Annotated in this window: 20 protein-coding genes; 11 read left to right on the top strand and 9 right to left on the bottom strand. The window is 62.0% G+C overall.

The window, feature by feature from the left end; translation table 11 throughout:
- Window positions 1-6: 6 nt before the first annotated feature.
- From GH665_RS03235 to GH665_RS03255, 5 genes are all read right to left on the bottom strand, one after another.
- Window positions 7-1026 (bottom strand): LLM class flavin-dependent oxidoreductase, encoded by a 1020-nt coding sequence (locus tag GH665_RS03235; RefSeq protein ID WP_153134639.1) that lies wholly within the window; start codon window positions 1024-1026, stop codon window positions 7-9.
- Between the two features lie 82 nt (window positions 1027-1108).
- Window positions 1109-2323 carry a bifunctional phosphopantothenoylcysteine decarboxylase/phosphopantothenate--cysteine ligase CoaBC gene (coaBC, locus tag GH665_RS03240; RefSeq protein ID WP_153134640.1) on the bottom strand — a complete coding sequence of 405 codons (1215 nt, stop codon included), beginning with the start codon at window positions 2321-2323 and terminating at the stop codon, window positions 1109-1111.
- A 166-nt stretch (window positions 2324-2489) separates the two neighbouring features.
- Window positions 2490-2996 (bottom strand): signal peptidase II, encoded by a 507-nt coding sequence (gene lspA / locus GH665_RS03245; protein WP_028197898.1) that lies wholly within the window; start codon window positions 2994-2996, stop codon window positions 2490-2492.
- Window positions 2996-5833, bottom strand: coding sequence for an isoleucine--tRNA ligase (gene ileS, locus GH665_RS03250; protein ID WP_153134641.1), 2838 nt, complete (start codon window positions 5831-5833; stop codon window positions 2996-2998). Before ileS ends, lspA begins: the two co-directional genes overlap by 1 nt.
- Before the next feature lie 170 nt (window positions 5834-6003).
- Window positions 6004-6999 carry a bifunctional riboflavin kinase/FAD synthetase gene (locus tag GH665_RS03255; RefSeq protein ID WP_153134642.1) on the bottom strand — a complete coding sequence of 332 codons (996 nt, stop codon included), beginning with the start codon at window positions 6997-6999 and terminating at the stop codon, window positions 6004-6006.
- Window positions 7000-7117: 118 nt separating this feature from the next.
- Between GH665_RS03255 and purN the strand changes: the two genes are divergently transcribed.
- The 6 genes from purN to nadC all read left to right on the top strand — a co-directional run bounded on the left by purN (window position 7118) and on the right by nadC (window position 14037).
- Entirely contained in the window at window positions 7118-7771 is a 654-nt protein-coding gene (gene purN, locus GH665_RS03260) for a phosphoribosylglycinamide formyltransferase (protein ID WP_153134643.1), read from the top strand.
- The gene (locus GH665_RS03265) at window positions 7768-9027 is read left to right on the top strand and encodes an RsmB/NOP family class I SAM-dependent RNA methyltransferase (RefSeq protein WP_153134644.1); all 1260 of its coding nucleotides are present in this window, start codon (window positions 7768-7770) and stop codon (window positions 9025-9027) included. The genes purN and GH665_RS03265 overlap by 4 nt, the downstream gene beginning before the upstream one ends.
- Window positions 9028-9101: 74 nt before the next feature.
- Entirely contained in the window at window positions 9102-10457 is a 1356-nt protein-coding gene (locus GH665_RS03270) for a mechanosensitive ion channel family protein (protein ID WP_153134645.1), read from the top strand.
- A gap of 202 nt (window positions 10458-10659) precedes the next feature.
- On the top strand, window positions 10660-11856 hold the full coding sequence (locus GH665_RS03275) for a DesA family fatty acid desaturase (RefSeq protein ID WP_153134646.1): 1197 nt from the start codon (window positions 10660-10662) through the stop codon (window positions 11854-11856).
- A gap of 142 nt (window positions 11857-11998) precedes the next feature.
- Window positions 11999-13138: a quinolinate synthase NadA gene (gene nadA / locus GH665_RS03280; protein ID WP_153134647.1), complete on the top strand. Its 1140-nt coding sequence runs from the start codon at window positions 11999-12001 to the stop codon at window positions 13136-13138.
- Window positions 13138-14037, top strand: a complete 900-nt coding sequence (gene nadC, locus GH665_RS03285) for a carboxylating nicotinate-nucleotide diphosphorylase (protein ID WP_153134648.1) — start codon at window positions 13138-13140, stop codon at window positions 14035-14037. The genes nadA and nadC overlap by 1 nt, the downstream gene beginning before the upstream one ends.
- Window positions 14038-14121: 84 nt before the next feature.
- Here nadC and nadB read toward each other — a convergent pair whose 3' ends face one another.
- The 4 genes from nadB to radC all read right to left on the bottom strand — a co-directional run bounded on the left by nadB (window position 14122) and on the right by radC (window position 17487).
- Window positions 14122-15720 (bottom strand): L-aspartate oxidase, encoded by a 1599-nt coding sequence (nadB, locus tag GH665_RS03290; RefSeq protein ID WP_153138204.1) that lies wholly within the window; start codon window positions 15718-15720, stop codon window positions 14122-14124.
- A gap of 237 nt (window positions 15721-15957) precedes the next feature.
- Window positions 15958-16125, bottom strand: coding sequence for a 50S ribosomal protein L33 (rpmG, locus tag GH665_RS03295; RefSeq protein ID WP_007180630.1), 168 nt, complete (start codon window positions 16123-16125; stop codon window positions 15958-15960).
- Between the two features lie 10 nt (window positions 16126-16135).
- Complete coding sequence (gene rpmB / locus GH665_RS03300) at window positions 16136-16369, bottom strand: 50S ribosomal protein L28 (RefSeq protein WP_007180631.1); 234 nt, start codon at window positions 16367-16369, stop codon at window positions 16136-16138.
- Between the two features lie 242 nt (window positions 16370-16611).
- Window positions 16612-17487, bottom strand: coding sequence for a RadC family protein (gene radC / locus GH665_RS03305; RefSeq protein WP_246216129.1), 876 nt, complete (start codon window positions 17485-17487; stop codon window positions 16612-16614).
- A 200-nt stretch (window positions 17488-17687) separates the two neighbouring features.
- Here radC and GH665_RS03310 point away from each other — a divergent pair, with 200 nt between their 5' ends.
- The 5 genes from GH665_RS03310 to GH665_RS03330 all read left to right on the top strand — a co-directional run bounded on the left by GH665_RS03310 (window position 17688) and on the right by GH665_RS03330 (window position 23210).
- Window positions 17688-18143, top strand: a complete 456-nt coding sequence (locus tag GH665_RS03310) for an FKBP-type peptidyl-prolyl cis-trans isomerase (RefSeq protein ID WP_030101148.1) — start codon at window positions 17688-17690, stop codon at window positions 18141-18143.
- Between the two features lie 2 nt (window positions 18144-18145).
- Window positions 18146-19105, top strand: a complete 960-nt coding sequence (gene ispH, locus GH665_RS03315) for a 4-hydroxy-3-methylbut-2-enyl diphosphate reductase (protein WP_028197886.1) — start codon at window positions 18146-18148, stop codon at window positions 19103-19105.
- A 541-nt stretch (window positions 19106-19646) separates the two neighbouring features.
- Window positions 19647-20846 carry a branched-chain amino acid ABC transporter substrate-binding protein gene (locus GH665_RS03320; RefSeq protein ID WP_153134649.1) on the top strand — a complete coding sequence of 400 codons (1200 nt, stop codon included), beginning with the start codon at window positions 19647-19649 and terminating at the stop codon, window positions 20844-20846.
- Window positions 20847-21076: 230 nt separating this feature from the next.
- Window positions 21077-22027, top strand: coding sequence for a branched-chain amino acid ABC transporter permease (locus tag GH665_RS03325; protein WP_028197884.1), 951 nt, complete (start codon window positions 21077-21079; stop codon window positions 22025-22027).
- A 13-nt stretch (window positions 22028-22040) separates the two neighbouring features.
- Window positions 22041-23210 (top strand): ABC transporter permease subunit, encoded by a 1170-nt coding sequence (locus GH665_RS03330; RefSeq protein WP_153134650.1) that lies wholly within the window; start codon window positions 22041-22043, stop codon window positions 23208-23210.
- Window positions 23211-23225: the final 15 nt, after the last annotated feature.

A 23225-nucleotide genomic window follows, 5' to 3' on the forward strand; every position in this document is an offset into this window, starting at 1 on the left:
CGAAGGTTAGGGAGTGGAGGCCGGGCGTCCGAGCTGGAACGCGTCGGCGAGAAGTTCATAGGAGCGCAGCCGGGCGCGATAGCTGCCGGCTACGGTGAGCACAATCAGTTCGTCGGCCTGGAACTGCTCCTGCAAGTCATGCAGCCGCTCAGTGACGGTTTCCGGCGTGCCGATGATACTGCGTGGTTTCTCGCGGTCGATCACGAGACGCTCGCGTTCGCCGTATTCCTGAGCGATGCCTTGTTCGACGGTGGGAATCGGTGCGTTCAGACCATAGGCCATTTGCACGCGGCGCAGGTCGACGGCTTTTTCCAGATCGGCTGCTTCCTGCTCGGTGTCCGCGCAGATCACGAATACGGCGGCGGCCAGATACGGCTGCTGCGTCTCCAGGCTGGGTTTGAAACGATCGCGATAGGCATGCGCCACCTGGTGCCCGAAATGCGCGTTGATGAAATGCGCGAACGCAAAGCGGATCCCGAGTTGTGCCGCCAGCAAGCCGCCGAATTCACTCGAACCGAGCATCCACAGTTGCGGGCGCGTGGCGATCTGCGGTTGCAGCAGCACGCCGTGCGCGAGATGATCTTCGGGCAACGTGCCGTGCATCAGGCCGACCAGATCGGCAACTTGCTGCGTGAAAATGTCGCCGCGATTGTAGGCGTCGGCCGCGACTGCCTGAGCGGTGCGCATGTCGCCACCGGGCGCGCGCCCTACGCCGAGATCGATGCGGTTGGGAAACAGCGCCTCGAGCATCATGAATTGCTCGGCGACCTTGAACGGACTGTAGTACGGCAGCATCACGCCGCCGGAGCCCACGCGTATGCGTTTGGTGACGCTGCCGAGGCGCGCCAGCATCACCTCCGGGCATGGGTTCGACACGCCGCGCAAGCCGTGATGCTCGGCGCACCAGTAGCGCGTGTAGCCGAGATCGTCAGCCAGTTGCGCGAGTTCGACGGTGGCGGCGATGGCGTCCGCCACTGAGTGCCCGTCGATCACGGGCGTTTGATCGAGCACGGAAAGTAGCGTCATGTCAGTACTGCTCCAGATACAGATAACTTGGTGCGCGGGAGGCGCTCGCGGTGAAGCCGGCGTGCGCCACCCGCGAGCGGCCTTAGCGGATCAGACTTGTGTCGGGCAGACGTCTGGCAATTTCCACGATCAAGGCGCGCGCGAGCGTCTGCTTGTCGGCGCGCGGCAGCTTCGTTGCACCCCCTGCTTCGAACAGGATGACCTCGTTGTCGTCGAGACCGAACGTCAGCGGGCCGAGATTGCCGATCAGCAGCGGTACGTTCTTGCGTACGCGCTTTTCTTCGCCATGCACTTCGAGATCGCCGCTTTCCGCTGCAAAGCCGACGGCGAAAGGCGGATGCGGCAGTTTGGCCACCGACGCCAGAATGTCCGGATTCTCGACGAACGTGAACGTGGGCAGTGCGCGATCGGCGGTTTTCTTGATCTTCTGTTCGCTGGCGTGATCGACGCGCCAGTCGGCCACCGCGGCCACGCCGATAAAGATGTCGGCGTCCGCGACCGCGCGCATCACCGCGTCGTGCATTTGCTGCGCGGTTTGCACGTCTTCGCGGAACACGCCCCACGGCGTTTCCAGCGCGACGGGGCCGGCGATCAGATGCACCTCGGCGCCCGCTTGCTGTGCGGCGCGCGCCAGTGCAAAGCCCATTTTGCCGCTCGAACGATTGGTGATGCCGCGCACCGGATCGAGTGGCTCGAAGGTCGGGCCGGCGGTCAGCAATACGCGACGGCCGGACAGGATCTTGGGCGAGAAGAACGACGCGATCGCTTCAAACGTGGCCGCTGCTTCCAGCATGCGCCCGTCGCCGATTTCGCCGCACGCTTGCGGACCCGAATCGGGGCCGAGCACTTCGATGCCGTCCGCGCGCAGTTGCGCAACGTTGCGCTGGGTCGCCGGGTTTTGCCACATCTGCCGGTTCATCGCCGGCACGACGAGCAGCGGACAATCTCGCGCGACACAGAGTGTCGAGAGCAGATCGTCGGCCATGCCGTGCGCGAGTTTGGCGAGGAAGTCAGTCGAGGCGGGCGCAATGACGATGGCGTCGGCTTCACGCGACAGATCGATGTGCGCCATGTTGTTCGGCACGCGCCCGTCCCACTGGCTCGAGTAGACCGGCCGGCCGGACAGCGCCTGCATCGTGACGGGGGTAATGAATTGCGTGGCCGCTTCGGTCATGACGACCTGGACGGTCGCGCCGGCCTTGGTCAGCAGACGCGTGAGTTCGGCGATCTTGTAGCAGGCAATGCCGCCCGTCATGCCGAGGACGAGGTGTTTTCCTGCGAGTTCTGCGGTTGCCAACGAAAGCCTCCGACAAAGCGTGGTGGCGGGCAGCGGTGCGGGTGCCGCGCCGTTGGCCGCCTACGAATCGGCGCGTAAGCGCTCATCTGAGCACAAACCCAAGCCTCGGACGCAAGCGCCACATGAGCGTGGCTCAGGCCCCCAAGGCGGCGCTGATACGCGCCGTTTAGCGCGAGCCGCGTACGCGCCGCAACTCGTCGAGCACGAGCAGGATCGCGCCGATCGTGATCGCGCTGTCGGCGAGATTGAACGCCGGCCAATGCCATGCCCGTACGTGGAAATCGAGAAAGTCGATCACGTGGCCGTACGCGAGCCGGTCGATCACGTTGCCGAGCGCACCGCCGAGAATCAGCGAGAGCGCCGTGCAGAACATCTTCTGTCCGCCATGACGCTTGAGCAGATAGCAGATCACGAGCGCCGCAACCACGCCGAGCGCGGTGAACGCCCAGCGCTGCCAGCCGCCCGCCATCGCGAGGAAGCTGAAGGCGGCGCCACGGTTGTACACGAGGATCAGGTTGAAAAACGGCGTGACCTCGTGCGGAACACCGTAGGCGAACACCTTCTGGATCGCGATCTTGGTGAGCTGATCGAACAGAATCACGATCAGCGCCACGCCAAGCCAGGGCGCCAGCGAGCTGTTTCCGGACGACGCTTTCGACACGGTTCTTGCCATTATGCCGCGCTCCTCGTTTCGCCGTTGCCGAACAGATTGCTGAAGCAGCGGCCGCACAGGGTGGGGTGCTCGGCGTTGGCGCCGACGTCCGCGCGATAGTGCCAGCAGCGCTCGCACTTCAGATACTTCGAGGCGATCACTTCGACGCTTTCGTCCGCTTCGCTGTCGACTTTCACGACGCTTGCCGCCGACGTGATCAGCACAAACTTGAGGTCGTCGCCGAGGCTCGTGAGCGCGTCATAACGCGCGCCGCTCGCCCGGATTTCGACTTCCGCCTGCAGCGACGAGCCGATCAGGTTGGCGACGCGTGCTTCTTCCAACGCCTTGGTCACGTCGCTGCGCGCGGCGCGCAGCAGCGTCCACTTGTCGAGCAGCTCACCGGCTTGCGGCACTGCCGGGAACGCGTGATACGTCTCGGTGAAGATCGTTTCGCTGTTCGGCTGGAACACCTTCCACGCTTCTTCCGCGGTGAACGACATGAACGGCGCCATCAGACGCAGCAGGCCGTGCGCGATGTGATACAGCGCGGTCTGCGCCGAGCGGCGTGCGACGGAGTCGGCCGCCGTGGTGTACAGGCGGTCTTTCAGCACGTCGAGATAGAAACCGCCCAGGTCTTCCGAGCAGAACGTCTGCAGCTTGGCGACCACCGGGTGGAACTCGTACTTGTCGTAGTGCGAGAGGATGTCGTTCTGCAGATTCGCCGACAGCGCCACTGCGTAACGATCGATCTCGAGCCAGTCTTCGACCGGACGCGCGTGTTGCGCGAAGTCGAAGTCCGACAGGTTCGCGAGCAGGAAGCGCAGCGTGTTGCGGATGCGGCGATAACTTTCCGTCACCCGCTTCAGGATTTCCTCGGAGATCGCCAGTTCGCCCGAGTAATCGGTCGAGGCGATCCACAGACGAATGATTTCCGCGCCGAGGCGGTTCGCCACCTCATGCGGGTCGATCCCGTTGCCGAGCGACTTGCTCATCTTGCGGCCTTCGCCGTCGACGGTGAAGCCGTGCGTGAGCAGCGCGTTATACGGCGGACGGCCGTCGAGCATCGACGCGGTCAGCAGCGACGAGTGGAACCAGCCGCGATGCTGGTCCGAGCCTTCCAGATACAGGTCGGCCGGGAATTGCAGTTCGTCTTTATGCGAGCCGCGCAGCACGTGCCAATGCGTGGTGCCCGAATCGAACCAGACGTCGAGCGTGTCGCGGTTCTTTTCGTACATGTTGGCGTCGTCGCCGAGCAGTTCGCGCGGGTCGAGCGTTTGCCATGCTTCAATGCCGGCCTTCTCGACGCGTTGCGCGACTTCTTCGAGCAGCTCCAGCGTACGCGGATGCAGTTCGCCGGTTTCCTTGTGCACGAAGAACGCCATCGGCACGCCCCATTGGCGCTGGCGTGACAGTGTCCAGTCCGGGCGATTTGCGATCATGCTGAACAGGCGCTGTTTGCCCCACGACGGATAGAAGGCGGTGTTCTCGATGCCTTCGAGCGCGGTTTCGCGCAGCGTCTTGTCGGAGTCGTTCGGCTTCACATCCATGCCGGCAAACCATTGCGAGGTCGCGCGGTAGATGATCGGCGTCTTGTGGCGCCAGCAATGCATGTAGCTGTGCCGGTAGTTCTCGGTGCGCAGCAGCGAGCCTGCGGCCCGCAGGGCTTCGACGATCTGCGGGTTGGCCGCCCAGATCGACAGGCCGCCGAACAGCGCGAGCGATTCGATGTAACGGCCGTCGCCCATCACGGGGTTGATGATGTCGGAATCGGCCATGCCGTGCGCCTTGCACGACACAAAGTCTTCCACGCCGTAGGCCGGCGACGAGTGGACGACACCCGTACCCGATTCAGTCGTCACGTAGTCGCCGAGATAAACCGGCGCCGTGCGCTTGTAGGCCGGATGCGCGGCTGCGAGCGGATGATTGAAGCGCAGGTTGACGAGTTTCGCGCCCGGCGCGGTCGCGATGACCGTGCCTTCCAGTTCGTACTGTTTCAGGCACGCTTCAACACGCTCTTCGGCGAGGATCAGCAAGCCGCGCGGCGTATCGACCAGCGCGTAAACGATTTCCGGATGCAGGTTCAGCGCCTGGTTGGCGGGGATGGTCCACGGCGTGGTGGTCCAGATCACGATGCCGCCTTCGTTGCGCGGCAGTGCTTTCAGGCCGAAGGCCTGCGCGGTCTTTTCCGGTTCGGCGAAGCTGAACAGCACGTCGATGGTCGGGTCGGTCTTGTCCGCGTATTCGACTTCCGCTTCGGCCAGCGCCGAGCCGCAGTCGAAACACCAGTTGACCGGCTTCAGGCCGCGATACACATAGCCCTTTTCCATGATCTTCGCGAGCGCGCGGATTTCGCCGGCTTCGTTCGTGAAGTTCATCGTCTTATACGGGTTGTCCCAGTCACCGAGCACGCCGAGACGGCGGAAACCAACCTTCTGCTTCTCGATCTGCTCGGTCGCGTAGGCGCGCGCTTTCTGCATCACCTCAGCGGCCGGCAGCGATTTGCCGAATTGTTTTTCGATCTGGATTTCGATCGGCATGCCGTGGCAATCCCAGCCCGGCACGTAGACCGCGTCGAAGCCCGCCAGATTGCGTGCCTTGACGATCATGTCCTTGAGAATCTTGTTCACCGCGTGGCCGAGGTGGATGTCGCCGTTCGCATACGGCGGCCCGTCGTGCAGGATGAACTTCTTGCGGCCCTTGGAAGCGGCGCGGATCTTCTCGTAGATCTTGCGTTCCTGCCATTCCTTGACCCATTGCGGTTCGCGCTTGGGCAGGTCGCCACGCATCGGAAACGGCGTGTCGAGCAGGTTGACCGGGTAGCGTGACTGCGGTTTCGAATCGGCTTTCTTGTTGCTCATGATGAGGTCGCGGTGAATTCTTTCTAAGCGCAGCGAAGCTGCGGTATGCGCACGAAGCGCAGGGCGTGGGGCGCGCCCGGCAGGCATGTCGCGTAATCCACGGACGCCCTTCGATGCGCGCAGCAGTGGGTACATGCAGCGCTTAAACGCGCTCGCATGTACCGCGGCGGCTATCTAATTCGGTCGGTGGCCGAGGTGGCGAATCCGGTGGAACGGCTGCCCGGCGTGCCGGCACCGACAGCCGCGAACCACGCGCGCGCATTGGCGACGTCGCGCGCGATGGCGGCGGTCAGGGTTTCGAGGTCGACGTACTTCTCCTCGTCACGCAGCTTTTTCAGGAATTCGACGCGCACGAGTTTGCCATACGCGTCGCCGTGCCAGTCGAGCAGGTGTACTTCGAGCAGCACACGGCCGGAATCGTCGACGGTGGGGCGCAGGCCGAGGCTGGCGACGCCGGGCAACGGTTGATCAGCCACGCCATGCACGCGCACCACGAAAATACCGGCGAGCGCCGGACGCTTGTGCGCGATCGGCAGATTGAGCGTGGGGAAACCGAGGTCGCGGCCGAGCTTCATGCCGTGCACGACGTGGCCGCTGATCAGGTAATCACGGCCCAGCGCGGCGCGCGCGGAGTCGAGATCACCCGCCACCAGTGCCGCGCGCACGCCCGAGCTGGAAATGCGCGCGCCGGACGGATCGGCCACGGTGGCCATCTGCTCGACTTCGAAGCCGTGCTGTTGGCCCGCGGCCTTGAGCGACGAAAAATCGCCCGCGCGTTTGGCGCCGTAGCGGAAGTCGTCGCCGATCATGACCCAGCGGGCATGCAGCCCGTTGACGATGATCCGCTCGACAAACGCATCCGGCGACTGGCTCGCGAAGGTGTGATTGAAATGTTCGACCACCACCCGGTCGACGCCGTTGGTGCGCAGCGCCTCGAGCTTGTCGCGCAGCATGGCGATCCGGGGCGGCGCGCCGGCCGGGTTGAAGAACTCGCGCGGGTGCGGCTCGAAGGTCATCACGCAGACGGGCAGGCCGCGTGCATCGGCTGCGGCCCGGACGTGGGCGAGCAAAGCCTGATGGCCGCGGTGGACACCGTCGAAGTTGCCGATGGTCAGTGCGCAGGGCGCACGGCTTTCAGCATTGGGAAGACCGCGGAAGACTCTCACGATAGCGGGTTTGAGGTAGGGCGGCCGAGGTGCCGCAAAACAAACGATTATAAACGCTCAGCGCACGAGACGGCGGCGCGTCGCCGTTTCAGTGTCCCCCGAATGATAAAATCCGCGGATGAAAAAACTCGTCATCCTGATTTCCGGACGGGGCAGCAACATGGAAGCGATCGTTCGCGCTTGCGCGGACGAGGGCTGGCCGGCGCAAGTCGCCGCCGTGATTGCCAACCGTCCTGACGCCGCGGGCCTTGCGTTCGCGGCGTCGCACGGCATTGCCACGGCGGTGGTCGACCACCGCCAGTTTCACGATCGCGAGAGCTTCGACGCCGCGCTGGCGCGCGAAATCGACAGCTTTGCGCCCGACCTGGTGGTGCTCGCCGGCTTTATGCGAGTGCTCACAGCCGGTTTTGTCGACCGCTACGCCGGACGCATGCTGAACGTGCATCCGTCGCTGCTGCCGAGCTTTCCCGGCCTGAAAACCCATCAACAGGCGCTGGACGCCGGCGTGCGGCTGCACGGCGCGTCGGTGCATTTTGTCACGTCGCAGCTGGATCACGGGCCGATCGTCGCGCAGGCGGCAGTCCCCGTTGAGGCTGGCGACACTCCCGCCATGCTCGCAGAACGCGTGCTGGCAACCGAACACATTATCTATCCACGCGCGGTGCGCTGGTTCGTCGAAGGGCGCCTTGCCCTTGACGGCTTGCGCGTCACGCTTACGCCGCCGGAGCCGCAATGGCTCTTTGCCGGTCACACCGCCGGAGAGGGCGCATGAGATTACATGGTTTTTTGATTGGACAAACTGAGACTTTGCTGGCTGAAGTCCTGAAACTGAACGGCCCGGCCGACGCCACGACGAGCCGCTTTTTCCGCGCGCATCCGAAGCTCGGGCACGGCGAGCGCGGCGTGATTGCCGAGGCGGTTTTCGCCGTGCTGCGTCGCCGGATGGAGTTCGCTCACCTGGCCGAAGGCGGCGCGGGCAACCCGGCGCGCCGCATGGCCTTGCTGGGATTGATGCAGACGGCCGGCCGCACGGCCCTCAAGCCGTTCTTGTCGGACACCGAATCGCATTGGCTCGAACACGTCGCGAAGATCGACCCGGAAAGCCTGCCGCTGCGGATTCGCCTGAATCTGCCCGACTGGATCTACCAGGCGCTCTCCAAGCGTTTCGAACCCGCGGAACTGGCGCAACTTGCCGCCGCGCTGAATTACCCGGCGCCGCTGGACCTGCGCGCGAACCCGATCAAGGCAAGCCGCGACGACGTGCTGAACGCGCTGTCGAAGGCCGGCATCGAGGGTGGCGCGACGCCTTTCGCGCCGTTTGGCGTGCGGGTGGTCGGCAAGCCGCCGCTCACCAAGCTCGACGCGTTCCAGCACGGCTGGGTTGAGGTTCAGGACGAAGGCAGCCAGTTGCTGTGCTCGCTGGTTGCGCCCAAGCGTGGCGAGATGATCGTCGACTTCTGTGCGGGCGCGGGCGGCAAGACGCTGGCGCTGGGCGCGGCGATGCGCTCTACCGGGCGTCTGTACGCCTTCGACATTTCCGAGCGGCGTTTGGCCAAACTCAAGCCGCGCCTTGCGCGCAGCGGGTTGTCGAACGTGAATCCGGTGCTGATCGACAGTGAGCACGACAGCAAGATCAAGCGTCTGGCCGGCAAGATCGACCGCGTGCTGGTCGATGCGCCTTGCAGCGGCCTCGGTACGTTGCGTCGCAACCCTGACCTGAAGTGGCGCCAGTCGCCGGAATCGGTCGCTGAACTGGCGCCGAAGCAACTGTCGATCCTGACCAGTGCCTCGCGTCTGGTGAAGAAGGGCGGCCGTCTCGTCTACGCGACCTGCTCGATTCTGGAAGCGGAAAACGAAGCCATCGTGCAGCAGTTCCTCGCTGACCACCCCGACTTCGCGCTGGTGCCGGCGCGCGATGTGCTCGCTGAGCAGCGTATCGAGCTGGAAATGGGCGATTACCTGTCGCTGTGGCCGCACCGTCACGCAACCGACGGCTTCTTCGCCGCCGTGCTGGAACGTCAGAGCTAAACGCAGCAGGCTATCTGCCGGCGCGGCCGGATTCTTTTCCTGAACCCGGCCGCGCCGGCGATTTCGGCGACATCATGCTAAATCGCATTTTTCCTCACATGTTCGGCGACCTCGCGCGTGACTTCGGACAGCCGGTCATGCTGTGGCAGGTCGGCGTGCTGCTGGGGACGCTCGCCGTCGCGTGGCTGCTCGCGCGCTTCGTGCGCCGCACGCTCGACCTGCGGCGCCAGACGCGCTACCAGACCCTGCGGTTCGGCGCGGAAAGCCTGAACCGTGCATTCTTTCCGCTGATCGGTGCGGGGCTCGTCTGGCTCGCGCAGGCGATCACCGGACAGTTCATGCACACCTCGCTGCTTGATCTGGCGCTGGTGCCGCTGTTCGGTATCGGACTGATTTACATCGTATTTTTCTTCGCGCGGCGAGTTTTCAGCCAGGACGGCGCGAATCATCCGTGGCTGTTCCTGGTCGAGAAGATCGTCTCGCTGGTGGTTTGGGTCGGCATGATCCTCACCGTGATGGGCATTCAGGACGACGTGATCGCCTGGATGGGCAGCGTGCGCTTCAGGGTTGCGAATGCGCACATGACGCTGCTCTCGCTCACCACGGGCCTCCTGTGGGTGTGCGTGACGATGATCGTCGCGATGTGGCTCGGCGCCACGTTCGAAGATCGCCTGATGCGCTCAAAGACGCTCGACGCCAACCTCAAGGTGGTAGTGGCGCGCGTCGGCCGTGCGGCGTTCGTGCTGGCGGCAATCCTGATCAGCCTGTCGCTGGTCGGTATCGACATCACCGTGCTAGGGGTATTTGGCGGCGCGCTGGGTGTGGGGCTTGGGTTCGGGCTGCAGAAGATCGCCAGCAATTACGTCTCGGGTTTCATCATCCTGATCGACCGCTCGCTGCGCATCGGCGACACGATTAACGTCAGCGGCCTGCAGGGCATGGTCACGCAGATCCGTACGCGCTATACGGTGGTGCGAGGTCTCGACGGCATTGAAACGCTGATTCCGAACGAAAAGCTGATTACGGACGTGGTGCAGAACCAGTCCTCTTATCTGACGCGCGGCCATGCCAAGGTGGCGGTGCAGGTTGCCTATTCCTGCGACGTGGAGCAGGCGATGACGTTACTCGCCGAGGCCGCGCAGGGCGTCCCGCGCGTGTTGCAGGAACCGGCGCCCACGCCTTACCTGGTGGGCTTCGGCGCCGACGGCATCAATCTCGAATTGGGTTTCTGGATCGAAGATGCGGCGACCGGTACATCAGGCGTGCGCTCGTCCGTAAATCGCAATATCTGGCGTCTGTTCTCCGAACACGACATCTCGATTCCCTTCGCGCAACGCGAAGTACGAATCGTCGGCAACGTAAGCGATGCAATGCCGCAAGTGGTAAAAATGACCGCTGCGGCGGCCAATCAGCCCGACAGCGCCCATTGACGGGCACTTCGAACGCGCCGGCGGGTGAAAAAAACATCGCCGGCGCGTTCCATCCGTTGATACCGCACAAAAAATCCCTATTTGTTACAAACACTTGGAACGCTTCAAGTAGAATATCGTCCAATCCCGTTGTATGCTTTCACTTTCTTGACACACGTATTTTGCGTGTGTCCGGCGTCTCTTGTTCCACAGGTAAATTGCCTTGTTGAATTCCTTGCTCGATTTTCTTGCCCACGGCCTGCTGCACTTCTCGTGGTGGCAACTTGTGCTGTACACGCTGGTCGCGACGCATATCACGATCATTGGCGTGACGGTCTATCTGCATCGCTGCCAGGCGCACCGCGCATTGGAGCTGCATCCGATCGTCAGTCATTTTTTCCGTTTCTGGCTGTGGATGACCACCGGTATGCTGACCGGCCAATGGGCCGCGATTCACCGTAAGCACCACGCCAAGTGCGAGACCGAAGAGGATCCGCACAGCCCGCAAACGCGCGGCATCTGGAAGGTGCTGCTCGAAGGCGCGGAGCTGTATCGCACCGAAGCCAAGAATGAAGAAACCATGCGCAAATTCAGTCACGGCACGCCGAACGACTGGATGGAGCGCAACGTCTATACCAAGTACCCGATTCTCGGCGTGAGCCTGATGATGGTGCTGAACGTCGCGCTGTTCGGCGTCGTCGGTTTGACCATCTGGGCTGTGCAGATGGTATGGATTCCGTTCTGGGCGGCCGGTGTGGTGAACGGTCTTGCGCACTGGTGGGGTTACCGCAACTTCAACTCGTCGGACGCCAGCACGAACATCTTCCCGTGGGGCATCATCATCGGCGGTGAAGAGCTGCATAACAATCACCACACGTATGCCACGTCCGCCAAGCTGTCGAACAAGTGGTACGAGTTCGATATCGGCTGGATGTACATCCGCATCATGTCGGCGTTCCGTCTGGCCAAAGTGAAGAAGATTGCGCCTACGCCGCGTCTGACCACCGGCAAGCTGGTGCTCGATCAGGACACGCTGCAAGCTGTGCTGGCAAACCGCTATGAAGTGATGGCGCGTTACGGCAAAGCGCTCAAGCGTGCCTATCGCCAGGAATTGGCGCATCTGAAGGAAGTGGGCGCGCGCGAGAAATATCAGGTCATGCGCGGCGCGCGTAGCTGGTTCCACAAGGAAGAGGCGGGTCTCGACGAGCCGCAGAAGCGTCAGTTGCCGCAGATTTTCGCGAATAGCCAGAAGCTCAAGACCTACATCGACATGCGCAATGAACTCGCGGCAATGTGGGAACGTTCCAATGCGTCGCGCGATCAACTGCTGATCCAGTTGCAAGACTGGTGTCATCGCGCTGAGCAGAGCGGTATTAAAGCGCTGCAGGAATTCGCGATGCGTCTGCGTCGCTATGCTTGATCGTATGCCTGGCCGCGAAATCCATTAAAATTTCGTTACGTCACAAAACCCCGCGTTGGCGGGGTTTTGCTTTTTGGGCCGCGGTAATTTCAACGACACGCGATTGAAAGGCTGCGGCGGCAGAGCGAGGGCAGAGGAGATCATGGATCAGCAGGCGATCAGGGCCGTCGAATACGATCGGCCACAGGCGCAGGGCATGACCTGCGGGATCGGGCAGGCGTGGGCGAAGGTGCCCGATACGCCGTCGGCGGAGCAAAGGGTGGCGCTGAAGGAGCGCATCCGCGCGTTGCTTAAGCGCGAAAAGGCCGTGCTCGTCGCACATTACTATGTCGACGCGGAACTGCAGGAACTCGCCGACGAGACCGGCGGGTGCGTAGCCGATTCGCTGGAGATGGCGCGTTTCGGCCGCGATCATGACGCGCAAACGCTGGTGGTCGCAGGCGTGCGCTTCATGGGTGAGACCGCGAAAATCCTGAGTCCGGACAAGCGCATTCTGATGCCCGATCTCGACGCGACCTGTTCGCTCGACCTGGGCTGTCCAGTCGATGAATTCTCGGCTTTCTGTGACGCTCACCCGGATCGCACAGTGGTCGTGTACGCGAACACCAGCGCGGCGGTTAAGGCGCGTGCGGACTGGATGGTGACGTCGTCGATCGGGCTGGAGATCGTTGCCGATCTGCACGCACGCGGCGAGAAGATCATCTGGGCGCCGGATCGGCATCTTGGCGGCTATATCCAAAGTAAGACCGGCGCCGACATGCTGTTGTGGCAGGGCTCGTGTCTCGTGCACGACGAATTCAAGGGCATCGAACTCGATCTGTTGCGCGCCGAATATCCGGGCGCGAAAGTGCTGGTGCACCCGGAGTCGCCGGCTAACGTGGTCGCGCAGGCGGACGTGGTGGGTTCGACAACCCAGCTGATCGACGCCGCCCAGAAACTCGACGCAACGCATTTCATCGTGGCGACCGATCTCGGCATTCTGCACAAGATGCAGCTTGCCGCACCTGGCAAGACCTTGATTGCCGCGCCCACGGCCGGCAACAGCGCGACCTGCAAGAGTTGCGCGCATTGCCCGTGGATGGCGATGAACGGCCTGGCCAATCTGGCCGACGTGCTCGAGCGCGGCCACAACGAGATCTTCGTCGACCGGGCTATCGGCGAGCGTGCGCGTTTGCCAATCGACCGGATGCTCGACTTCGCGGCGCGTCACAAGAAGCGCGTGCAGGCCAGCGGCGATCTCGCGCGCGACGGGCAACTGTATTCAAACGTGGGAGCGGCGTAATGGGGGCGGTGGAACACAATCAGATCGAGGCGGTGTCGCCGCTGTTCGCGGAGATTCAGGCGCAGTACGGCGCCGCATTCGATGCTGCGTTGGCACGCAACGTCGCTGATGCGCTGGCCGAAGATGTTGGCGCTGGTGATCAGACCGGCCGTCTTGTCCCCGCGGACGACATGCGTGACGCGCGCATCATCGTGCGCGAAGATGCCGTGCTGTGTGGCGTGCCCTGGTTCAACGCGGTGATGCGTCAGGTCGATCCGCGCATCGACTTGCGGTGGCGTTATCGCGAGGGCGATCGGATGACCGCGGATACGCCGGTCTGCGAACTACATGGTCCTGTCCGTGCGTTACTGACCGCCGAACGCAATGCGCTGAATTTCCTGCAATTGCTGTCGGGCGTGGCGAGCGCGACGCGCCGCTATGTCGACGCCATTGCTCACACTCAGACGCGTGTTCTTGATACACGTAAGACTTTGCCGGGCTTGCGGCTCGCGCAGAAGTACGCAGTGCGCGTGGGCGGCGGTGCGAATCAGCGGCTTGCGTTGTACGACGGCATTCTGATCAAGGAAAACCACATCGCCGCAGCGGGCGGCGTTGGTGCCGCGATGGATGCGGCGCTGGCGCTGAACGCCGGCGTATCGATTCAGATCGAAGTCGAAACACTGGCGCAATTGGAAATCGCGTTGGCGCACCGCGCGCAATCCATTCTGCTGGACAACTTTTCGTTCGATGCAATGCGTGACGCCGTGCGCATCACCGCAGGGCGGGCGGTGCTGGAAGTGTCTGGCGGGGTGAACTTCGACACAGTGCGGACCATCGCTGAAACTGGCGTTGATCGCGTGTCGATTGGTGCGCTGACCAAAGATGTGCGCGCAACGGATTACTCGATGCGGATTGTTTGAGCCGCGCGCACTTAAACGTTCGCGATTCATGAAAAGGCCATCGCCGGAAAACTGGCGATGGCCTTTTCACTACCGCTTCAGAAATCACACGTTGCGGTTACGCACATGCTCTGGTGATAGCACCGTCGGCAGCGCTTTAGGCAACGTGGCCGGCCAATCGCGGCTGAAGTGCAAGCCGCGGCTCTCCCGTCGCGAGCGAGCGCCTTCAACAATCAGCGACGCCACGTCGACCAGATTGCGCAGTTCAAGCAAATCGCGGCTCACCTTGAAATTCGCGTAGTACTCGTGGATCTCGTCGCGCAGCAGCGCAAGCCGATGCTTGGCCCGCATGAGCCGCTTGTCCGTGCGCACGATGCCCACGTAGTTCCACATCAGGCGGCGCAGTTCGTCCCAGTTGTGCGCGACTACCACTTCTTCGTCCGGATCGGACACGCGGCTTTCGTCCCAGTCCGGCAGCGGCGCGTGAACAGCGGCGCTGAAGCCTTCTTCCTCGATAGCCTGCGCGGCGGAACGTCCGATCACGAGGCATTCGAGTAAGGAGTTGCTGGCAAGTCGGTTTGCGCCGTGCAGGCCGGTGCAGGACGTTTCACCCACTGCGTAGAGACCCGCGAGATCGGTGCGGCCAGCCAGATCGGTCACGACGCCGCCGCACGTGTAGTGCGCGGCGGGCACAACCGGAATCGGCTCCTTGGTGATGTCGATGCCGAATTCGAGGCAGCGGGCCAAAATCGTCGGGAAGTGTTCGCGCAGGAATTCGGGCGATTGATGGCTGATGTCGAGATACACGCAATCAATGCCGCGTTTCTTGATCTCGAAGTCGATCGCACGCGCGACGATGTCGCGCGGCGCGAGTTCGGCGCGTTCGTCGTGGTTAGGCATGAAGCGCGTGCCGTCGGGCAGCTTCAGGATGCCGCCTTCGCCGCGCACCGCTTCCGAGATCAGGAAGGACTTTGCATAAGGATGGAACAGGCAGGTCGGATGGAACTGAATGAATTCCATGTTCGACACGCGGCAGCCCGCGCGCCAGGCCATTGCGATACCGTCGCCGGTCGCGGTGTCGGGGTTGGTGGTGTACAGGTAGACCTTGCCGGCGCCGCCGGTGGCGAGCACGGTATGCGGCGCTTCGATGGTCACGGTGCGGCCGCTTTGCAGATCGAGCGCGTACAAACCGTGGCAGCGACGCCCAGGCAACCCGAGACGGTCGGACGTGATCAGGTCGATCGCGTAGTGGTCTTCGAGCAACGTGATGTTGGGGTGGCGCCGCACGCGCTCGCTGAGCGTGGCGACCACGGCATGGCCCGTTGCATCGGCGGCATGAATGATCCGGCGATGGCTGTGGCCGCCTTCGCGTGTCAGGTGAAAGCCAAGTTCGGCGGCGTCGTCTTTGGTGAATGGCACGCCTTGCTCGATCAGCCATTCGATCGCGGCGCGCCCATGTTCGACGATAAAGCGGGTTGCCGTCTCATCGCACAAACCGCCCCCGGCGATCAGCGTGTCGCTCACGTGGTTTTCGATGCTGTCCGCCGAATCCAGTACGGCGGCGATCCCGCCTTGCGCCCAATCGCTTGCGCCTTCGGTCATCGATCGCTTGGCGACCACCGCAACCCGCCGGGTCTGCGCGAGATTGAGCGCGACGCTCAAACCTGCCAGACCGCTACCGACAATTGCTACATCGAATTCCATCGCCCGCATCTCCGCTCTCGTTTTTGCCATGACAGCATGCCTTTCGCATGCCGCTAAAACGAGAAAGGATACGCGCCGCAGCGAATGAGGGAAAGCTGGCCGAACGGGATAAGACTGTCCTAGTGGGTATTGGACAGTTAAATCGCGCGAAAGTGGGGTGTGGAAAACAAAAAAGCCCCGCACGAATGCGAGGCTTTTTTGCAAATCTGTTTGCCTTCGTCAGGCAGGAACCAAGATTTATTTAATCTTGGTTTCCTTGTACTCAACGTGCTTACGGACGACCGGATCAAATTTCTTGATCAGCATCTTTTCCGGCATGTTGCGTTTGTTCTTCGTCGTCGTGTAGAAGTGACCCGTGCCTGCGGTCGATTCCAGCTTGATCTTGTCGCGTGCGCCTTTCGCCATGATTTACTCCTTAGGCTTCACCGCGTGCGCGCAGATCTGCGAGCACAGCGTCGATACCGTTCTTGTCGATCAGGCGCAGGCCGGCGTTCGAAACGCGCAGACGCACCCAACGGTTTTCGCTTTCCACCCAAATACGGCGGTTTTGCAGGTTCGGCAGGAACCGGCGCTTGGTTTTGTTGTTCGCGTGGGAAACGTTGTTGCCGCTCATCGGCGCTTTCCCAGTTACTTGGCATACGCGTGCCATGAGAGCACTCCTAATACGCTAATTCTGAGTTCGAACGCCGTGAAAGTTTCCCGAAAAGAGCCGCGCTTGAGAGTTTATGGAAACTCGAGGCACGTTTCCTTTCCGGAACGCCTTGGTGGCTTCGGAACAGGGGGTTGGAAATAGGCAAACCGGAATTCTAGCAGAAAAAAAGCCGCAAAATCAAACCTTATTTGCGATGCCGAACACGGCGCGACGTTGCCGGGACCCAGGTTCAGGCCATTTCAGGGCCAGCCGGCGTGGGCAAACGAGTAGGTATTGTCGGCGCCAATTACCAGATGATCGATCAGCCGCACGTCGATCAGCGCAAGCGCGTCGCGCAGCGTATGCGTCAGGCGGCAGTCGCTCGCACTCGGCTGGACGGCGCCGGAAGGGTGATTATGCGCGACGATCAGACTGGCGGCATTCAGACTCAGCGCGCGCCGGACGATCTCGCGTGGGTAGACCGCCATGCGCGTCAGCGTGCCGCGTGCGCTTTCTTCGCAACGGATCAGCCGATGCCGGGCGTCGAGAAAGAGCGACACGAAGACCTCTTGCGCCTTGCCGCCTATATAGAGGCGCAGATAGTCTTTCACGGCCTCAGGCGAGTTCATCAGCACACGGTCACGCATTTTATCGACCAGCGAGCGCCGCGCCATCTCCATGATGGCGAGCAACTGCGCTTTTTTGGCCGGCCCGATGCCGCGCAGGCCGTCGAAGTCCGAATAGGTCGCGTCGAGCATGGCGCGCAGCGAGCCGAACCGGTCGAGCAGAGTGCGCGCGACATTGAATACATCGTGGCCAGGCAGGCCTGAGCCGAGCACCAGCACGATCATTTCGGTGTCGGACAGCACGCCCGGCCCGTGCTCGATCAGCCGTTCGCGTGGCATGTCGTGTTTAAGCCATTTGCCGCGTACGAGCCGCCGGGGCGCGGGTATGCCGACGTTCGCCGCGGCCTTGGCGATGCGAGCGCCAGGACCGGCGGCGGTACTGGCGGTACTATCAGCTGCGGCGCAAGCGCGCGGTGACGCCCGCGCCGGCGCCGCGGCGGTGGGCGCAGCCGGCTCCGGCAGGCTTGCCTCGGGTATCGCTTCGTCTATTGTGCAGGCGTAATCAGCCATATTAGGTACGCATCCTCCAGTTCGGTTTGGGGCGGCGCGCGGTGCCCAGCCGTGCCGCGATGCGTGCGACGGACCCAAGCCGCCGCACGCTATGTGGCTTACAATAGGCGCTTTGCGCACGGCACCCCGACGGTTTGCCACACGCGTCGACTGCGCCCGCGGCGCACGCGTGCAGCGCGCTTCGACTGAGCGAGCATTGCATGAGCATCATCGACATTTCCGAAGTGAAACCCGGTTCACATGTGACGCTTCACTACCGGCTTTCCCTTGCCGATGGCGCCGAAGTCATCAATACGTTTACCGACAGGCCAGCCACGCTGCTGCTCGGCGCAGGTCAACTGGCGCCGCCGCTGGAAGATATTCTGCTGGGTTTGAAGGTGGGCCACCACTCGACCTTTCAGCTAACGCCGGAGCAGGCATTCGGCCCGCGCAATCCGGAGCTGATCCAGCGGGTCTCACTGGCCACGCTGCGTGAAAACAGCATGATCGGCGAGGATTTTTCGCCGGGTGATCTGGTCGAATTCAACGCGCCGGGCGGCGGCCGCTATGCCGGCGTCCTGAAAGAAGTGGGCGAAACGTCGGCGCTGTTCGATTTCAACCATCCGCTTGCCGGCCAGACGCTGGCGTTTGAAGTGAAAATCATCGGGATTCTGTAAACATGAGCATCACGGATACGACTCTTGCCGAAGCCGAGATCCTGCTGGCGCAGCCGCGCGGGTTCTGTGCCGGCGTCGATCGGGCCATTGAAATCGTTGAGCGGGCTATCAAGCTGCACGGCTCGCCGATCTACGTGCGCCACGAAATCGTCCATAACGCCTATGTCGTCGAGGATTTGCGCAAGAAGGGCGCGATTTTCATCGAACAGCTGGAAGAGGTGCCGGCCGGCAATACCGTCATTTTCAGCGCGCATGGCGTGTCGAAAGCGGTGCGCTCGGAAGCCGAATCGCGCGGCCTGCGGGTGTACGACGCCACCTGTCCGCTCGTCACCAAGGTGCATATCGAAGTCGCGAAAATGCGCCAGGACGGCTTCGATATCGTGATGATCGGCCATAAGGGCCACCCGGAAGTCGAGGGCACGATGGGCCAGGCGGGCGAGGGCATGCATCTGGTGGAAGACATCAAGGATGTACAGGCGCTGCAACTGGCCGACCCCGAGCGGATCGCGTTCGTGACGCAAACCACCCTGTCGGTCGACGATGCGGCTGAGATCATCGGTGCCCTGAAGTCGAAGTACCCGGCGATCCGCGAACCGAAGAAGCAGGACATCTGCTACGCCACGCAGAACCGTCAGGACGCGGTCAAGTTTATGGCGCCGCAATGCGACGTCGTGATCGTAGTCGGCAGCCCGAATAGTTCGAACTCGAACCGCTTGCGCGAACTGGCCGAAAAGCTCGGCGTGCCTTCTTATATGGTGGACTCGCCGGATCAGATCGATCCGGTCTGGGTCGAAGGCAAGCGCCGGATCGGCGTGACGGCGGGCGCTTCGGCGCCGGAAGCGCTGGCGCAAGCAGTGATTGGCCGCTTGCATGAACTCGGCGTGCGCAACGTGCGCGCGCTTGAAGGTATCGAAGAAAACATCGCGTTTCCGCTGCCGCGCGGGCTGGGTTTGCCTGCCTGACGATTAGCCGACGTTTCTGAAAGAAAGGCGCGCCCAAGGGCGCGCTTTTTTTTCGTTCGCAGATTCGTGAGGTTGTGGAAATAAAGTGCCAGAACACTGGTCCGAGCCTTTTTACGTGTGTTTCCACACGAATTCTTTTGAATTGTGATTTGGCATTTAATCGTTTTCCGATCGATATGGCCCTGTTTAAATCTTCCCAAACGCGTTGCATTGATTTTTGACGCACTAAAATAGTGCGCACATCCTGGTATCAATGGAAACGTAATACTTAACGCGAACCACGGTGTAACCGGGGATCGGGCCAATTCGCTGCAACACTTGATGCCATTGGGCGCGACGGTGGTGCAACTGGTGCACGAAAATTAGTCGCAACCCGGTTGCGCCTGTCGCGGGATTTCTCTCTCAAAATAAGGTTGCAATGCAGGAAAACCCCACCGTTTCAACAATATTGCGCGTCGCATAATTGGAGTTACAATGCGCGCGTTCTCAAGGCCTCCGGGTCCCGAACAACGGATTTTGCAAGGCGCGGGAGACCTACTTAATGCGAGTCAAATTTGCTTACACCGTGTCCATCGTGACCGCGGTTGCGATGTTGACCGCGTGCGGCAAGAAGCAGGATGGTGAGGTTGGAGCCGGTGCATCGGCTGCCACGGTGGCAGCGGCCCCGGCGAGCGAAGCGATTGTCGTGAAGATCGGCCATGCGGCCCCATTGACGGGTCCCATTGCGCATCTCGGTAAAGACAATGAAAACGGTGCGCGTCTGGCAGTCGAGGAAATCAACACGCAGGGTTTAACGATCGACGGTCACAAGATCCAGTTGGAGCTCGACGCCGAGGACGATGCGGCGGACCCGAAAACGGGAACGGCGGTTGCCGAGAAGCTCGTCGAGGATCACGTCGTCGCGGTGGTTGGGGATCTGAATTCAGGCGTCTCGATTCCGGCCTCGAAGATCTATAGCGATGCCGGCATCGTGCAGATCTCGCCCTCGTCGACAAACCCGGGATATACGCAGCAAGGTTTCAAGACGACTTATCGGGTGGTCGCGACCGATGCCCAGCAAGGGCCGGCGCTGGCCAACTACGCGACGAAGGTGCTCGGCGCGAAACGCATCGCAATCGTCGACGACTCGACTGTATACGGTAAGGGACTGGCCGACGAGTTCGCGAAGACGGTACAGGCGAGCGGCGCGAAGATCGTCGCGCGTGAAGCCACGAATGACAGGGCTACGGAGTTTCAGGCCGTCCTTAGAAAGATTAAGAGTGTTCAGCCGGATGTGATCATGTTCGGTGGAATGGACGCGACGGGCGGGCCGTTTACCAAACAGGCGGCGGCGCTCGGTATCAGGGCAAAAATCCTTGGCGGCGACGGCGTGTGTACCGACAAGGTGGGTGAGCTGGCGGGAACCGCCGTGCAAAACCTGGTCTGTTCGGAAGCGGGACTCGCGCTTTCCAAAATGGACAAGGGAGCGGACTTCGAAAAGAAGTACGTGGACCGCTTCCACACGCCGGTGCAGATTTACGCACCGTTCACGTATGACGCTGTGTACGTGATTGTCGATGCAATGAAGCGCGCTAATTCGATCGAGGCGCCCAAGGTGCTGGCTGCGATGCCGTCCACCGATTACAACGGGGTAATCGGCCACATCGCGTTCGACGACAAGGGTGATTTGAAAGAGGGCGCCATTACGCTTTACGACTTCAAGGACGGCAAGAAAGCGGTTCTCGACGTCGTGAAGATGTGATGACGGGACGTACAGCCTGACGGCACCGAAACCACCCAACGGTGCCGTTTTTGCATCCGCCATCGGCAAGTGAACGACTGCATCACAGTCGCAAGACGAACCGGGCGGCGGATAACCCTTACCGGTCTTTTACATCAGTACCCGCAGTGCCGTTGAGATTGGCGTACCGCATCACCGCCCACCGGCTGATGAAGAACGCGAATCCAGTCGCACGGGCTAAGGAGCATTAAATGGATATCTTCATCCAGCAGGTCCTCAACGGGCTGGTGCTTGGCAGCGTTTACGCCATCATCGCACTGGGCTATACGATGGTTTACGGCATTCTGGGCATCATCAACTTCGCGCATGGCGATGTGTTGATGGTGGGCGCGATGGTCGCGCTCTCAGCCATAGGCGTGCTGCAGAACCACTTCCCCGGCCTCGGCAATGTGCCGACGTTATGCATTGCGCTGGTCATCGCCGCGGTTGTGTGTGCCGTCGTCGGCTACACGATCGAGCGCGTGGCCTACCGGCCGTTGCGTAAAGCGCCGCGCCTCGCCCCGCTGATCACCGCGATCGGCGTGTCGATCCTGCTGCAAACCCTCGCGATGATGATCTGGTCGCGCAACCCGCTGCCGTTCCCGCAGCTGTTGCCCACGGATCCGATCAACGTGATCAAGGCCACCGACACGACGCCGGGCGCCGTGATCTCGATGACCGAAATCGTGATCATCGTGGTGGCGTTCCTCGTGATGGGCGGCCTGCTGCTGCTGGTTCACAAGACCAAGCTGGGCCGCGCGATGCGTGCGATCGCCGAGAACCCGGGCGTTGCCAGCCTGATGGGCGTGAACCCGAACTTCGTGATTTCCGCGACCTTCATGATCGGCTCGGCGCTGGCCGCTCTCGCCGGCGTGATGATCGCGTCCGAATACGGTAACGCACACTTCTATATGGGCTTCATCCCAGGTCTGAAAGCCTTTACCGCAGCGGTGCTGGGCGGGATCGGCAATCTCGGCGGGGCGATGGTGGGCGGCGTGCTGCTCGGCCTGATCGAACAGTTGGGGGCCGGTTATATCGGCAACCTCACGGGCGGTGTCTTCGGCAGTAACTACCAGGACGTGTTCGCATTCATCGTGCTGATCATCGTGCTGGTGTTCCGTCCGTCGGGCCTCTTGGGCGAACGTGTTGCGGATCGAGCATAAGGAGTAGACAGACATGACCTCAATTCAACCGATCGAGCCGTCCACGACGCTCATCCCCGAAAAGAACATGACGAAGACGTTGGCCGTCGGCATCCTCACCGCGGTCTTCGTGATCGCGGCGCCGATGATTATTGGCGCGGCCGGCGGCAACTACTGGGTCCGCGTGCTCGACTTCGCGATGCTGTACGTGATGCTGGCGCTAGGCCTCAATGTGGTGGTCGGCTTTGCCGGCCTGCTGGATTTGGGCTACATCGCGTTCTATGCAATCGGCGCTTACGTTGCCGCGCTGCTGAGTTCGCCGCACCTGACCTCGCAGTTCGAGTGGATCGCGCATCTGTTCCCGAACGGCCTGCATACGCCGATCTGGATCATCGTGCCGATCGCCATGGCGCTCGCGGCGACCTTCGGCGTGCTGCTCGGCGCACCGACCTTGCGTCTGCGGGGCGACTATCTCGCGATCGTGACCCTGGGCTTCGGGGAAATCGTGCGGATCTTCATGAACAACCTCGACCGTCCGGTGAACATCACCAATGGTCCGAAGGGGATCACGGGGATCGACCCGGTGTCGGTGGGCGGCTTCAGTCTCGCGCAAACCCACTCGCTGTTCGGCTTCCAGTTCCCGTCGGTGTACTCGTACTACTACCTGTTCGTGCTGTGCTCGCTGTTCGTGATCTGGACCTGTACGCGTTTGCAGCACTCGCGGATCGGCCGTGCATGGGCCGCAATCCGTGAAGACGAAATCGCCGCCAAGGCAATGGGCATCAACACCCGTAACGTGAAGCTGCTGGCTTTTGCGATGGGTGCGTCGTTCGGCGGCCTGTCGGGCGCGATGTTCGGGTCGTTCCAGGGCTTCGTGTCGCCGGAATCGTTCACGTTCTGGGAATCGGTCGTGGTGCTGGCGTGCGTGGTGCTGGGCGGTATGGGCCACATTCCGGGCGTGATTCTCGGCGCGGTGCTGCTCGCCGTGTTCCCGGAATTCCTGCGCTCGACCATGGGTCCGCTGCAAAACGCGATCTTCGGCCATGAAATCGTCGATACCGAAGTGATCCGTCAGTTGCTGTACGGCCTCGCGATGGTCGTGATCATGCTGTACCGCTCGGAAGGCCTGTGGCCGTCGCCGAAGCACGAAGACAAGATTGCGAAACTGGCGAAGCGCGCCGGCAAGAAACCGGTGCGGGCGTAAGGACGCGGAGAAAAA

Source organism: Paraburkholderia agricolaris (assembly GCF_009455635.1).
GTDB classification, from domain to species: domain Bacteria; phylum Pseudomonadota; class Gammaproteobacteria; order Burkholderiales; family Burkholderiaceae; genus Paraburkholderia; species Paraburkholderia agricolaris.

Coding starts and splice junctions, on each gene's coding strand:
- GH665_RS03235 (WP_153134639.1), bottom strand. CDS start 1,026: ATGACGCTACTTTCCGTGCTCGATCAAACGCCCGTGATCGACGGGCAC.
- lspA (WP_028197898.1), bottom strand. CDS start 2,996: ATGGCAAGAACCGTGTCGAAAGCGTCGTCCGGAAACAGCTCGCTGGCG.
- ileS (WP_153134641.1), bottom strand. CDS start 5,833: ATGAGCAACAAGAAAGCCGATTCGAAACCGCAGTCACGCTACCCGGTC.
- purN (WP_153134643.1), top strand. CDS start 7,118: ATGAAAAAACTCGTCATCCTGATTTCCGGACGGGGCAGCAACATGGAA.
- GH665_RS03265 (WP_153134644.1), top strand. CDS start 7,768: ATGAGATTACATGGTTTTTTGATTGGACAAACTGAGACTTTGCTGGCT.
- GH665_RS03270 (WP_153134645.1), top strand. CDS start 9,102: ATGCTAAATCGCATTTTTCCTCACATGTTCGGCGACCTCGCGCGTGAC.
- nadA (WP_153134647.1), top strand. CDS start 11,999: ATGGATCAGCAGGCGATCAGGGCCGTCGAATACGATCGGCCACAGGCG.
- nadC (WP_153134648.1), top strand. CDS start 13,138: ATGGGGGCGGTGGAACACAATCAGATCGAGGCGGTGTCGCCGCTGTTC.
- nadB (WP_153138204.1), bottom strand. CDS start 15,720: ATGGAATTCGATGTAGCAATTGTCGGTAGCGGTCTGGCAGGTTTGAGC.
- rpmG (WP_007180630.1), bottom strand. CDS start 16,125: ATGGCGAAAGGCGCACGCGACAAGATCAAGCTGGAATCGACCGCAGGC.
- rpmB (WP_007180631.1), bottom strand. CDS start 16,369: ATGGCACGCGTATGCCAAGTAACTGGGAAAGCGCCGATGAGCGGCAAC.
- radC (WP_246216129.1), bottom strand. CDS start 17,487: ATGGCTGATTACGCCTGCACAATAGACGAAGCGATACCCGAGGCAAGC.
- GH665_RS03310 (WP_030101148.1), top strand. CDS start 17,688: ATGAGCATCATCGACATTTCCGAAGTGAAACCCGGTTCACATGTGACG.
- ispH (WP_028197886.1), top strand. CDS start 18,146: ATGAGCATCACGGATACGACTCTTGCCGAAGCCGAGATCCTGCTGGCG.
- GH665_RS03320 (WP_153134649.1), top strand. CDS start 19,647: ATGCGAGTCAAATTTGCTTACACCGTGTCCATCGTGACCGCGGTTGCG.
- GH665_RS03325 (WP_028197884.1), top strand. CDS start 21,077: ATGGATATCTTCATCCAGCAGGTCCTCAACGGGCTGGTGCTTGGCAGC.
- GH665_RS03330 (WP_153134650.1), top strand. CDS start 22,041: ATGACCTCAATTCAACCGATCGAGCCGTCCACGACGCTCATCCCCGAA.